The organism is Ruegeria atlantica (assembly GCF_013032505.1).
GTDB classification, from domain to species: Bacteria; Pseudomonadota; Alphaproteobacteria; order Rhodobacterales; family Rhodobacteraceae; genus Ruegeria; species Ruegeria atlantica_F.
Genome location: NZ_WQCG01000004.1, coordinates 152426 through 165663, shown reverse-complemented (window position 1 = coordinate 165663; position 13238 = coordinate 152426). Strand labels below are relative to the sequence as shown.

The 13238-nt window shown below is 59.3% G+C and carries 9 protein-coding genes; 3 read left to right on the top strand and 6 right to left on the bottom strand.

Features of this window, described 5'->3' with window-relative positions; all coding sequences use genetic code 11:
• Positions 1 to 59: 59 nt before the first annotated feature.
• Positions 60 to 2099, top strand: a complete 2040-nt coding sequence (gene recQ, locus GOW92_RS16350) for a DNA helicase RecQ (protein WP_170561877.1) — start codon at positions 60 to 62, stop codon at positions 2097 to 2099.
• Positions 2100 to 2132: 33 nt separating this feature from the next.
• Positions 2133 to 2903, top strand: coding sequence for a peroxide stress protein YaaA (gene yaaA / locus GOW92_RS16345; protein ID WP_170561874.1), 771 nt, complete (start codon positions 2133 to 2135; stop codon positions 2901 to 2903).
• Here the strand turns inward: yaaA and GOW92_RS16340 are convergent.
• Together GOW92_RS16340 and GOW92_RS16335 are read right to left on the bottom strand one after the other, a co-directional pair.
• Positions 2894 to 3355, bottom strand: coding sequence for a VOC family protein (locus GOW92_RS16340; protein WP_170561872.1), 462 nt, complete (start codon positions 3353 to 3355; stop codon positions 2894 to 2896). The two genes, yaaA and GOW92_RS16340, sit on opposite strands and share 10 nt — an antisense overlap.
• Before the next feature lie 9 nt (positions 3356 to 3364).
• Positions 3365 to 5581: a response regulator gene (locus GOW92_RS16335; RefSeq protein ID WP_170561869.1), complete on the bottom strand. Its 2217-nt coding sequence runs from the start codon at positions 5579 to 5581 to the stop codon at positions 3365 to 3367.
• A 115-nt stretch (positions 5582 to 5696) separates the two neighbouring features.
• Here GOW92_RS16335 and GOW92_RS16330 point away from each other — a divergent pair, with 115 nt between their 5' ends.
• Entirely contained in the window at positions 5697 to 6542 is an 846-nt protein-coding gene (locus GOW92_RS16330; protein ID WP_170561866.1) for a 2-keto-4-pentenoate hydratase, read from the top strand.
• A 1-nt stretch (position 6543) separates the two neighbouring features.
• Here GOW92_RS16330 and GOW92_RS16325 read toward each other — a convergent pair whose 3' ends face one another.
• From GOW92_RS16325 to GOW92_RS16310, 4 genes are read right to left on the bottom strand one after another with little or no spacing between them, the layout of a single operon-like run.
• The gene (locus GOW92_RS16325; protein WP_170561863.1) at positions 6544 to 8586 is read right to left on the bottom strand and encodes a hypothetical protein; all 2043 of its coding nucleotides are present in this window, start codon (positions 8584 to 8586) and stop codon (positions 6544 to 6546) included.
• Positions 8583 to 11345, bottom strand: coding sequence for a DUF4159 domain-containing protein (locus GOW92_RS16320; protein WP_170561860.1), 2763 nt, complete (start codon positions 11343 to 11345; stop codon positions 8583 to 8585). Before GOW92_RS16320 ends, GOW92_RS16325 begins: the two co-directional genes overlap by 4 nt.
• A complete protein-coding gene (locus GOW92_RS16315; protein WP_170561857.1) occupies positions 11342 to 12217 on the bottom strand; it encodes a DUF58 domain-containing protein in 876 nt (291 codons plus the stop codon). Before GOW92_RS16315 ends, GOW92_RS16320 begins: the two co-directional genes overlap by 4 nt.
• On the bottom strand, positions 12214 to 13221 hold the full coding sequence (locus GOW92_RS16310) for an AAA family ATPase (RefSeq protein WP_170561854.1): 1008 nt from the start codon (positions 13219 to 13221) through the stop codon (positions 12214 to 12216). The genes GOW92_RS16315 and GOW92_RS16310 overlap by 4 nt, the downstream gene beginning before the upstream one ends.
• Positions 13222 to 13238: the final 17 nt, after the last annotated feature.

The following is a 13238-nucleotide window of genomic DNA, read 5'->3' as shown; positions in this document are numbered from 1 at the left end:
TAGTATGTGATTGTCCTGTCTTAAGAGCAGATAGACCTTAAAACAGGGCAACACCGCACATGTTCGACGCCGCACCGATGTTGCGAGATGTCTTTGGATTCGACGACTTCCGCCCCGGGCAGGAAGAGATCGTCGATGCCGTGACCGCAGGCGAAAATGTGCTGGCGATCATGCCAACAGGCGGTGGTAAATCTCTTTGTTATCAACTGCCTGCGCTGATGCGCGATGGTGTGACGGTGGTGATCTCACCGCTAATCGCCTTGATGCGCGATCAGGTGCGCGGATTGCAGGAGGCCGGGGTTGAAGCCGGTGCCCTGACATCCGGAAACACGCCCGAGGAAACCGATGCCGTGTGGGAAGCGCTGGAGGCCGGGCGGCTAAAGCTGCTTTACATGGCCCCCGAACGTTTAGCAGCGGGGTCAGCATTGGGGATGCTACGCCGCATAAACGTCAACCTGATCGCCGTGGACGAGGCGCATTGTGTCAGCCAATGGGGCCACGATTTCCGCCCGGATTACCTGCGGATTGGGGAACTGCGGCGCACGTTGAACGTGCCCCTCGCCGCCTTCACGGCAACCGCGGATGCTGAAACGCAAGATGAGATCGTCGAGAAATTGTTCGACGGAACACCCCCCAACAAGTTCCTGCGCGGGTTCGATCGCCCCAACATCCATCTGGCTTTTGCCGCCAAGGATGGACCCCGCAAGCAAATCCTGGATTTCGCCCAGGCCCGCAAAGGTCAGTCGGGAATCGTCTATTGCGGCACCCGCAACAAGACCGAGGTTCTGGCGCAAGCGCTGCGCGCTGAGGGGCATTCTGCCTGCCATTATCACGGCGGAATGGAGGCCGAAGATCGCCGTATCGTCGAAACCCGATTTGCCCGCGAAGACGGATTGATCGTGGTTGCTACGGTAGCCTTCGGCATGGGCATCGATAAGCCGGACATCCGCTGGGTTGCCCATGCGGACCTGCCCAAGTCTATCGAAGCCTATTATCAGGAGATCGGTCGCGCCGGGCGTGATGGCGGACCCGCCGAGACCCTGACCCTGTTTGGCCCGGACGATATCCGCCTGCGCCGCTCGCAAGTCGACGAGGGGTTGGCCCCGCCAGAACGCCGTATGGCTGACCACGCGCGCCTGAATGCCTTGCTGGGCTTGGCCGAAGCTTTGGAATGCCGCCGTCAGACTCTGTTGGGCTATTTCGGTGAATTGGCTGAACCATGCGGAAAATGCGATCTGTGTGACACCCCGCCCGAGGTTTTCGACGGCACCACGCCCGTCCGGATGGCCCTGTCTGCGATCCTGCGCACTGAGGAATGGTTTGGCGCGGGTCACTTGATCGACATTCTTCTAGGCAACGAAACAGACAAAATTCGCGCGCGACGTCATGACCAGCTGTCAACCTATGGGGTCGGCAAAGAGTGGTCGCGCCCGCAATGGCAGGCCATTTTCCGGCAGATGATGGGGCATGATCTGGTTCGCCCCGACCCGGAACGCCATGGCGCACTGCAAATGACCGAGGCCGCCAAACCCATCCTGAAGGGAGAGGCGCAGATAAGCTTGCGTAAGGACACACTCCGCAAGGCCGGGCGCCGTCCAGCGGTCAAAATGATGGTGTCCGAGGAAGATGCGCCGCTGTTATCGGCGCTCAAGGCCAAAAGGCGCGCTTTGGCCGAATCCGCGCGAGTCCCGGCCTATGTCATATTTCCCGACCGCACCCTGATCGAAATGGCCGAAAAACGCCCTGTGTCTTTGGATGACATGGCTCGAATTGGCGGGGTCGGCGCGAAAAAGCTGGAACGCTACGGCGATACCTTTCTTGAAGTCATTGCTGGCGAGGTCGAGGCCCTTCATCCCGCGCGCCGAAAATTGGCTGGTCGGGAACAGGGCGATATCTATGATCAACTTCTTGAAGTGCAATCGCAGCTGTCGCGGGGTCCGGACGGGATCGACAAACCTCTGACCTGCTCTGCTTCGCAATTGGCCAAGGTCGCACAGCTGCGATCAGGCGACCCCCGCGCGATTGAGCACGTTCTGGGCGAGCGCCGTCACGAAAGGTTTGGGGCCGCCTTTCTGGACGTGCTGCAACAGACGGACTAAATACGCCAAAACAGGCAAGGAAAGAGGGCGGATATGCTGGTAGTGATTTCCCCGGCCAAAAGGCTGGACTGGGCAGAACGAGACGTCGCAGTCACGCAGCCCGACTTTCAGGACGATGCCATCCGCCTGTCAAAAACAGCGCGCAACCTGACACTGGGTGATTTGAAAAAGCTGATGGACCTGAGCGATGATCTCGCGCGCCTGAACCGCGACCGGTATCGCGCATTCTCAGACGCACCCGAAGCGGATGCGACGCGCCCAGCCGCGCTGGCATTTGCGGGCGACACATATCAGGGGCTGGAAGCTGCTTCGCTGGATTCCGAGGAGATGGCTTGGGCGCAGGATCATCTTCGTATTCTGTCTGGCCTCTATGGCGTGCTGCGCCCGCTTGATTCCATTCAGGCCTACCGTCTTGAGATGGGCAGCAAACTTAAGACCCGCCGCGGAAAGAACCTGTATGAGTATTGGCGCGATCAACTGAGCAAAGCACTGAATGCGCAAGGTGCTGAGATTGGATCAGATGTGCTGGTGAACTGCGCCAGCCAGGAGTATTTCGGTGCAGTAGAGCCTAAAGCGCTGAAACTGCGCGTCGTCACGCCTGTCTTCATGGAAGACAAAGCCGGCACGCCTAAGATCGTGAGCTTCTTTGCCAAGAAGGCGCGTGGTGCGATGGCGCGGTATATCATTCAGCATAGGCTGGACGACCCAAAAGGGCTGTTGGACTTCGATACGGGCGGCTACGTATACCGCCCCGAGTTGTCAGAAGAAAACAAACCCGTTTTCGTGCGACCCTATCAGGCCTGATCCGACATTGACGGATCGTATGCGACCAGTTCGACCGTGTTGCCTTCGGGGTCTTCGGTGAAGATGCCGCGCCAGCCGATCCACCCGAACTGCTCAACCCGATAAGGTTGACCAAGGTGATCATACCACCGCATTACCGCCTCTTGTTCGTCGAAAGGCAGCGACAAGGCGATATGATGCAGGGATGACGCGCCACCCGTCACCGGGTTTTGCGATCCAGTAGGATGCAGGCCTGGTCGCGGGGCGGCAGTGTGGTGAAACAACGCTAGAACCTGCGTGTGGCCGCCGTATCCGGGCGCAATTTGGAAGAACGTGATCGCGCTATTGTGGTCCCCGCTAAGACGCTCCAATCCGATCACGTTTTCATAAAACGCGACCATGGCCGCCATATCAGCGCAGCGGATGGCAATTTCACCCAGTGCACGGGGTCGAAATCCACGATCTTCAGACATGAGCTCAATCTAGTCAGCCTGGCTTTCCTCTGCAATGACCGGGCAACAATCGTCAGGTTTATGGGTCAGGACCATCTGGTGAATCTTCCGTTTCTGTAGAGGTTTCGTCAGGTAATGATCCAGCCCGGCCGACAATATCCCCTGATCGTCACCCGCCATTGCATGTGCCGTCAGGGCGACAATGGGAACATGTCGGCCGGTTTCAATTTCGCGACGCCGGATTTCGCCCGTCGCCTGTTTGCCGTCCATTTTCGGCATCGAGATATCCATGAAGATCAAGTCAGGGTCAAATTCCTGATATTCCTGCACCGCTTCGATCCCATTGCCGGCAAACCGCAAGTCGACGTTCATATCCTTGACCATTTTTTTGAGGATCAACTGGTTGGTCCGGTTATCCTCCGCCGCGAGCACGCGCATGATGCGCTGCGTTTCAGCACATGCGGGCTTACTTAAATCCCGATCGTCTGGCGCGGTATCCGTAGGGCTTGCAAGGCTTTTCGGTCGACCAAGCGACTGAAGGCGCGCGTATAGCTCGGCTCTAGGGATCGGCTTTTGCAAGACCCCTTCGATCAGGTTACGCGCGGGATGGGCGTGAATCACCCCGGGATTGGCCGACATCACAACAATCGGCAGATTGGCCATTCCCCTTTCTTTCAGCGTGGTGGCCAGTTCCAGTCCGTCCATGTCGGGCAGGTCGTGATCGCACAGCAGAAGGTCGACGCTGTCGTCCAGCGTTTCCAGCGCCTCTCGACCGGATGCGCAAACAGTAACCTGCGACCCTAAGCGGCTCAATTGTTTGGACAGTATCGCCCGGTTGGCGGCCAGATCCTCGACGATCATCACATGGCGCAGGCGTCCCTCAAGATCCGGCGGGGCAGGTTGCGGACCTTCAACTGTCGGCAGCGAGAATCTAAATCCGAAGCAGGACCCCTGCCCCGGCTCGCTCTCCACCCAAATGGATCCGCCCATCAATGTGATCAGCCGTTTCGTTATCGCCAGACCCAAACCTGTGCCTTCAAACGCGCGATTTCGTTCGTCTTCGACCTGATTGAACTCGCCAAAAATGTGCCCGATTTTGTCTTCGTCAATTCCAATGCCGGTGTCTTCGATCGCAACATGCACATCGCAGGATTGGGCGTCCGGATTGGGCACGCCGGTAACGCGGATCAGGACATGGCCTTTGGACGTGAATTTAACCGCATTGCCGACGAGATTGGTCAGAACCTGCCGCACCCGCCCCGGATCCCCGACAAACAAGGTGGGCAGGAACAGATCGTAATCCACCAATAGCGTCAGCCCTTTGTCGCGCACGCTGGGTTGCAACAGCATCGCAACCTCAAGAATGCAGCGTTCAAAGTCGAACCCTTCGGGATGCAGGATCAGTTTATCCGCCTCAATCTTGGAGTAGTCCAGAACGTCGTTGATAATCACCAAAAGCGCTTCGCCCGAGTTGCGAATGGTGTTCAGATACAATCGCTGTTCTTCATCTAGCGGCGTTTCTGACATCAACTCGGTCATGCCCACAATACCGTTCATCGGGGTTCGGATTTCATGGCTCATATTGGCCAGAAATGCCGATTTGGCGCGGTTTGCCGCCTCGGCCCGTTCACGGGCTGCGGTCAATTCAGCCTCATGCCGCACAGATGTGGTGATGTTCAGGGCCAGACTGACCACATCGCCACCGTGACCACGCTGGTCGATCAGCTTGATGTAGTGGCCATTCCACAACCGGATAACCTCGGGCACAGGATACGGCATTGCCCATCTCTGCAACATCCTGTCGCGCCAGGCCTGCATCGGTTCGGAACCGAGATCGATCAGTCCTTCGGTTGTCAGAATTTCCAGAATTTTCGGATAGGTCACACCTGGCGCAACCTCTTCCAGCCCGTCAAAAACGCTTAAATAGGCCGCATTAGCCCCTATCAGGCGGCTTTCCTCGTCGAAGAACGCAAACCCATCCTGAATGGTCTGGATCGAGTGCCATAGCCGGCGTTCGGCTACTTCGATCTTGGCGTTTGCCACCGTCAGATCGGATTTTACCTTTTCATTCTCATCCCGGACCGTTTCAACCTCGGCCTGGGTTTCACCAATGCGCTTGGTCAACGCCATCGCATGCAGGCCCAGTTTGCGGTTTGCGGCCGAAAGCTCTGCCTGTTTCATTTCCAACAAGCGTTCAGCCGCCAAACGCGCGCGCCGTTCTTGTGAGAGCTTTCCTGCAAGACTCATTTTTGGTGATCCCGGGATAATCTGCATTCAGTATTCGGGCAGAGAATGAAGAACTGTTTAAGCCGTTGCTCAAGGATTGAGCCTCATGCCAATCTTGGCAAAACGGAGGTGTAATATGCGAAGTTTCTTTGGTGCCCTGTTCGCCTGTGGAGCACTTTCCCAACCTGTCACGGCGGGTTGCGCAACAGATGATCAGGTGGAACAGTTTGTCGCGGATTACCTTTCAGGCACGCCATCCACTGCCCTTTCAGCAGATGGCACGATGGAGGACGCCCTGTGTACACAAGCACACATAGTGAAAGCGTTAGAGCCACATCTAGGCCCGGTAATCGGCTATAAAGCCGGTCTGACCAGCGCGCCGGCCCAAGAAAGGTTTGGCGCATCCGAACCAGTTCAGGGCGTCTTATTCCGCGACATGATGCTGAATGATGGCGCGTCTGTTCCTTCGGACTGGGGCGCGCGGCCGGTGTTTGAAGCCGATCTGGTACTGGTCGTTGGATCGGCAGATATCAATCAGGCCGAAACGCCGGAAGATGTGGTTCATAACATCTCGGCAATCCGTCCCTTTATCGAATTGCCGGACTTGACCCTAGCCAAAGGTGAACCGATCACCCCGGTGACCCTGACCGCCATCGGTGTCGCGCCCAGACTGGGTGTCTTAGGTACAGAGATTCCAGTGACGGACCCAGCAAGTATGGCGCAGGCCTTGGCGGATATGGCCGTCACACTTCGCGCCGCAGATGGAGATATACTGGCGCAAGCGCCGGGAACAGCCGTTCTGGGGCACCCGGCGAATGCGGCCCTTTGGTTGATGTCAAAAGGGATCGAATTTAAGCCCGGCGACCTGATTTCTGTCGGTTCTTTTGGGCCACTGTTCCCTCCCGAAAAGGGTATGGGCGGGGCATCAGTGACGTACGAAGGTTTGCCTGGCGACCCGACGGTCAGCGTGGTGTTCGAGTGACCTAGCGCCGCCCTTCGCGTAGCCATCCAGCCAGAAGGAATCCGCCCGCCAACAGCAAGACAAGCCAAGGCGGCAATAGTCCGGCCTGCGTCACGTCCCGTGTTTCATAGGCGTTGCGCGGGGTCAGACCGATCCACCCGCGCCCCGAAGCGGGGCGCCCGGCACGTACGTCGCGGATCGAGGGCAATCCTTCCTCCAGACGCACCGTACCGCCGCGCAAATCGGACATCACGGGTTCCAACACCTCAGCCGTTGCGATCGTACGCTCGAATTCCTTGGGCGCAGCGGGGCCAAGGCCGATAACGGTGGACTGATCCCCTTCCTGCAAGCGATACAGGCCAATCTCAGGCCCGAAATACTGTGCTTCGAACCGCCCCGGAGAGACCTCAGCTAAAGTAACATCCTCTGTTTCACCGTTCGGACGGGTTACGGTGACTGGCCCGACTTCATCCCCCAGTGTCTGGCGGATAATACGCATCGTCTGACCATTGGCTTCGGCCCATAGAGCTTCTTCCTCAAGCTCGGGCTCTTTCATCATCCAATGCGCCAAACGGCGCAGCAACTCAAGCTGCGGTCCACCGCCTTCGAAACCACGGCTCCACAACCAGGCATGATCCGAGGCCAGCAATGCCACGCGCCCCTCGCCAACTCGGTTGAGCACCAGCAAGGGCCGTTCATCCACGCCCGTCATCAAAACCTCACCCGTGCGGTGATTGACATCGATCTGGCGCAGCCATGCGCCCCAGTTTTCCGAGTCACCAAGATCCGTCGTCACCGGGTGGCGATGCCCCAGATCAGTCACCATCGGGACATAGCGTTCCTCGATCACCCGCGCGGTTGGCTGCGCTGGCAGGATCGGCGCCAGGGGTGAGCGGAAGATACTGTCGGCGCTGGCAAAATCCGGCCCGGCGGCAACAAGAACGGCACCGCCTTCGTTGATATAGTTGGTGACATTGTCCAGATAAATCGCAGGTAGGATGCCGCGCCGCTTGTATCGGTCAAAAATGATCAGGTCAAAATCGTTGATTTTTTCCAGAAACAGTTCGCGCGTCGGGAAGGCGATCAACGACAGCTCATCCACTGGCACCCCGTCCTGCTTTTCGGGGGGGCGCAGAATGGTAAAGTGCACCAGATCCACGGAACTGTCAGACTTTAGCAGGTTGCGCCATGTCCGCCCACCCGGATGCGGTTCACCCGATACCAGCAAAACCCGCAAACGGTCGCGGACGCCGTTCATCTGGATCAGGGCGGTGTTATTACGGTCGGTCAGTTCGCCCTCGGCCTCCGGCACGGTGAACTGAATCACGTTGCGCCCGCCATGAGGCAGTGTGATCGGCAGCTCAACATCAACGCCAATGGGAATTGTAAATTGTTCGGCTTCGGCCCCATCGACCGAGATTTCAAGAGGTGCCGTTGTTGCCCCAGCAGGTGCAGCACCACTATCCTCAACCCTTAGGGTCAGGGTGACAGGTTCATCAATGATAGCGAAGGCGGGCGCATTTCGGACTATCAGGCGACGATCCCAATCTGTTGCGCGCCCAGTCTGCATAAGATGCATGGGCGCAGGCAAATCAGGGGCTTGATCGGCGTCATGCACGATACCGTCCGATACAACCAGAATGCCCGCGATCCGCGCGCGCGGCTCTTCGGCCAACGCTTCGTTCAGCGCCGCCATCACTTGCGTGCCTTCGTCCCCGTCACCATCACCCACCTTGATCCGGCGCAGTTCCGTATTGTTGCGGGATTCAATCTCAACCGCCAGTGCCTCGGCGGCCTGTGCTGTCTGATCCGCCCGGTCCGAAAGGGCCTGACTTGCGCTTTCGTCCTCGATCATCAAAACGATATCGGTCAGTGGCGCGCGATCTTCGATTTGGTACACCGGCCCTGACAAGGCCGCAATCACAACCAGCGCAGCAAGTCCACGCAAAGCCCAACCAGACAGACCGCGCCACAGGGCCAGAATAACCCCGGCGACGGCAATCGCAGCCACGATGACCAGAACGGACCACGGGATCAGCGGATCGAAGATGACTGTTCCTGTCATTGTCCCAACCTGTCCAGCAAGGCAGGCACGTGCACCTGATCCGATTTGTAGTTCCCGGTCAGCACGTGCATCACCAGGTTGACGCCAAAACGACTTGCCAGCTCGCGCTGCCGTTCACCAGCATATCCGCGGCCCACCGGCAACAGCGCCTGACCATTGCGATCAATGGCCCAGGCCGCGCCCCAGTCATTGCCGCCAATCACCACCGGCGTCACGTTGTCATTAAGGTTGCGAAACGGCATACCCTCAATCTGCTCGGCATCCATCGGAGCGGCCTCGACCCACACTTCAGTGCCCGCATACCGACCCGGAAAATCCTGCAGAAGGTAGAAGGCGCGAGTTAGCACATGGTCACGTGGTACAGGCTCTAATGAAGGGATATTCAGCGGGGCTGCGATCTGTTGCAGTTTACGCCCGTTCGGGCTGGCAGCACCAAAGCGCGCTACATCCGCGTCACGCGTGTCGAACAGGATCATTCCGCCCGAACGCAAGTAAGCGTTGAGCTTGGCATACGCTTCGGCCGACGGTTGCGGTTGATCAGGCGAGATCGGCCAATAGAGCAACGGGAAAAACGCCAGCTCGTCCCGCTCCAGATCCACGCCGATGGGTTCTGCCGGTTCAACCGAGGTGCGGTAAAACAACGTCTGAGCCAACCCACGCATCCCCGCGGCTGCAATATCGTCAACCTGCTGATCACCGGTCAGGACATGCGCCAGAACCAACTCCTGCGTGGCGCTTAAGGCGAAATCGGTACCCTCGGGCGTTTGCGCCTGCGCCTCGGGCACCAGTAAGACGGCTCCCAACGCGACCGCCGCTGCCTTAGCCAATCCCAGACGCCCGGACAATGCCAGCGAGGCGATGACGTCCACCGTCAGCAACAACAATGCAAGGCTCAGCAAGATGCCTCCTATGGGTGTCTCGGTGCTGACCTCCTGCCCCTTGATCGGAACATCCGATGGCCAGAGCGCCGGGCTAAGGACCGTTTCATCGTTCAGAACATTGCGGGCCAGCTTCTGTTTGCCGCTTTCATAAAGCCCGGGCCGTAGATCGGGACCGATCGGGCCGGTTACAAGTTCGACGCCATCGACACCCGCCAGATTGCCAGCATCAGACAGAACGCCAAAGCCATCCATAACCTGAATCGGTTCCCACGTGGTGCCTTGCAACTGCGACTCCTGCCTTGATTTTGCCGCTGATGCCACCGCTAGCCGGTCCAGCATTTCGACGAACAACCCCGACAAAGGCAGGCTGGACCATTCGGCATCCGCCGTCACATGGAACAACACCACCTGCCCCAGTCCCAGCGCTTTTCGGGTCACCAATGGTGTGCCATCCGACAGTGAGGCAATGACGCGATCCGCCAGATTAGGGTCTGGTTGCGCCATGACTTGTGTGGTCACCGTGACATCTTCTGGCACCTGCAGCCCATAGAAGGGCGAGTTTTCCGGGAAAGGTGCCAGCCCCTTGGCTTCGCCCCAGCTCATAGCACCACCGACCGAACGTCCGCCGCTGCGCAAACGCACCGGCAGCAAGGTATCTTCGGCATCCCGGCCAAGATCGCTGGCCGCCATACGCGGGCCGGCAAACCGCAATAGCAATCCCCCCTGTTCCACCCATTCAACCAATGCCACCTGTTCGGATCCGGCCAGATTGGCTACGTCAGCCATCACGATCACATCGGGATTGGCGGGCAGGACTTCCAGCAGGCCACCTTCGACGAAATCCGCCGTGGGGATCAGGACCTGGGTCAGGTAATGCAGCGGCGACAACAGCTCTAAACCTTCGCGGTTCAGGGTTCCGGCGATCAAGGCGACCTCGCGCCGCCGCAGGCTGTCGTCTGTCAGCGTGACGGCACCCGCCGAACGCTCGCCCTGAATTTCAAACCGGGTGATGCGCGCGCGCAATTCAGAAGGCAACGACAGTTCCACCTGCGCCTGTGTTTCACCGCTGGCAAACTCTAGCTCGGCGGATTGCAGGACACGCATTGCCCCGGCCGGATCACGTCCCTGCGCCAAAACAGTGATGCGGTCTGCCGGCCCGGGTTCTGCGCGTTGCGCCGTCAATTGAATGACGCCGTCCTGATACGTGGCAGGCAGAATGGCGATTGCAGGCGTCGGTGCCTGATAGACAGTAACATCGCCGCGCGCACGCAGGGCGGACAGGATCGCGTCATGCCCGTCATAGCTCAAACGGTCACTGAACCAATGGTTGTCGAACCTGCCATCGGCCTGATCCAAGGCCGTTAGAGCCAATTCGATCTGCGCTTCGGTCGGTTGCCACGGCGTCGGGGTCAATCCCGGCAGACGGCCGCGCCATGCTTCAGCAGCCTGAAACACAGGAGCTTCGGGTTCGGTCAGGCGAAGGATGGCGACGGTACGACCCGCGCGCCCGGCTTCGGTCAGTTGCGCATCAATCTGATCCAGCGTCGTAGACCAACGGGTGGCACCCGCCCAACTGGCATCCAGCACCAGCAGCAACGGACCCGACCCCGCCTGATCGCGCGAAGGGTTCAGAACCGGCCCAGCCAATCCAATAATGATCGCAGCCGCCGCCAGCATCCGCAGCAACAACAACCACCACGGTGTCCGGTCCGAGACGCTCTCATCATCCTTCAGCCCCAACAGCAGCGTCACTGCCGGGAACAGCCGGCGGATCGGCGCAGGTGGCACGGCGCGCAGGATCAACCACAGGATCGGCAAGGTTAGTAGACCCAGCAACACCCAGGGTGCGGTAAAGCCGATGCCCGCCAGAACCGTCATCCCGTACCCCCATCCAGCGCACGATAGAGCCACAACAGAGCCGCTTGGGCACTTTCACCAGTGTGATGCAGCCCCAGCTGCCAGCCCGTTTCGCGGCACAAATGGGTCAGCGCATCCTTGCGTTTCGCAAGTCGTTCCAGATACCGCTCGCGCAGCTCTCCGGCCTTTAGCGTTTCATGGCGAACAGAACCGCCGACGCTTTCAAAGATCGTACGACCGCGATAGGGAAAAGTCTCTTCTCCGGGATCAAGAACCTGCAGGACCAAACCCCGCACACCGCGATCTGCAGCTTTGGTCAGGGCCAGTTCGACCTCTTCCAATGGGCCAAGAAAATCAGAAATGAACACGGCGCGGGCGTGTGGGATCATGGCGCGGTGTTCGGGGGGCGTGTAGTCGGTCTCGGCGTCTTCGGACCACGCCTCTGCCAGACGAATGATTTGGGCGTTGCCACGTCGTGGCGGCAAGGTCGTTCCGGTCAGGCCCACACGCTCGCCACCGCGCACAAGAAGAATAGCCGTAGCCAAACCCAGAAGGCGGGCGCGGTCGGCCTTAGTGGGCAGGTTTTTGTCGGAAGCAAACCGCATCGAAGCGCCCTGATCGACCCACAGCATTACCGATTGCGCAATCTGCCACTCGCGTTCCCGCACGAATTGCTGATCCCCACGTGCCGACCGCCGATGGTCGATCATGCGGCGGCTGTCGCCGATCTGGGCCGGACGGTATTGCCAGAAATCATCGCCAAGTCCCGCGCGGCGTCGACCGTGATCGCCCAGCAGGACCGTGCCGGCCAGCTGCTCGGCCCGCGCCAAGAGCGGCGGCAGCCGGGACGCCTCGGCTTCGGATCTTTCGCGAAGGGTCAGCGCGGCATTCACGCCGCAGCCTCGGTGCGCACCAGACCGGCAGCGGTGGACTCAATCAAGTCAGCAAGGCTGTCACCGCGCGCCCGTGCCGCAAAGTTCAAGGCCATCCGGTGGCTAAGCACCGGGCGGGCCATGTCCAGCACGTCCTCGGCATTCGGTGCCAATCGGCCCTGCAGCATCGCCCGTGCACGCACCGTCATCATCAGCGCTTGTGCTGCACGGGGGCCGGGCCCCCAAGCCACGGTTTCAGCGACACGTTCAGAAACACCTGCCTCTTCTGGGCGGAAGGCGCGGACAAGATCAAGGATCAGCTCCACAACCGAATCCCCCACGGGCATCCGGCGCAAAAGCACCTGTGCGGCCAACAATTCCTCTTTACTGAAAATCTCGTGCGCTTCTTCCTCTTCGACACCGGTTGTTGCCAAAAGAATGTCGCGCTCGGTCTGGCGATCGGGATAGTCCACGTCGATCCGCACCAGGAAACGGTCCAGTTGTGCCTCAGGTAACGGATAGGTGCCCTCTTGTTCGATCGGGTTTTGCGTCGCCAATACGTGGAACGGTTCACCCAAGGAACGGTCCTCACCAGCCACAGTCACGGTGCGTTCCTGCATCGCCTGCAACAATGCCGACTGTGTACGCGGGCTGGCGCGGTTGATCTCGTCCGCCATCAGCAACTGGCAGAAGATCGGGCCGGAAATAAAGCGGAAGTGACGGCTACCATCCTCGGCGGTGTCCAAAACCTCGGACCCCAGAATATCGGCGGGCATCAGATCGGGCGTGAACTGGATGCGGTTGCCATGCAGGCCCATCACGGTCGAAAGCGTCTCGACCAATCGCGTTTTGCCCAGACCGGGCAAACCGATCAGCAAGGCGTGCCCACCACACAGCAGCGCGGTCAGCGTCAGGTCCACGACCCTTTCCTGTCCGATAAAGCGACGGGTGATCGAGGCCTTGGCCTCTTGCAGTTTGATTTCCAGCGCTTCGATCTCGGACACGAGGTCGGCAGGTTCGGTCATGACTTTCCCTTCCGTGG

Bases quoted from the DNA above. Each gene is read 5' to 3' on its own strand.
- GOW92_RS16325 (WP_170561863.1), bottom strand. From the start codon at position 8,586: ATGACAGGAACAGTCATCTTCGATCCGCTGATCCCGTGGTCCGTTCTG.
- yaaA (WP_170561874.1), top strand. From the start codon at position 2,133: ATGCTGGTAGTGATTTCCCCGGCCAAAAGGCTGGACTGGGCAGAACGA.
- GOW92_RS16330 (WP_170561866.1), top strand. From the start codon at position 5,697: ATGCGAAGTTTCTTTGGTGCCCTGTTCGCCTGTGGAGCACTTTCCCAA.
- GOW92_RS16320 (WP_170561860.1), bottom strand. From the start codon at position 11,345: ATGACGGTTCTGGCGGGCATCGGCTTTACCGCACCCTGGGTGTTGCTG.
- recQ (WP_170561877.1), top strand. From the start codon at position 60: ATGTTCGACGCCGCACCGATGTTGCGAGATGTCTTTGGATTCGACGAC.
- GOW92_RS16310 (WP_170561854.1), bottom strand. From the start codon at position 13,221: ATGACCGAACCTGCCGACCTCGTGTCCGAGATCGAAGCGCTGGAAATC.
- GOW92_RS16340 (WP_170561872.1), bottom strand. From the start codon at position 3,355: ATGTCTGAAGATCGTGGATTTCGACCCCGTGCACTGGGTGAAATTGCC.
- GOW92_RS16335 (WP_170561869.1), bottom strand. From the start codon at position 5,581: ATGAGTCTTGCAGGAAAGCTCTCACAAGAACGGCGCGCGCGTTTGGCG.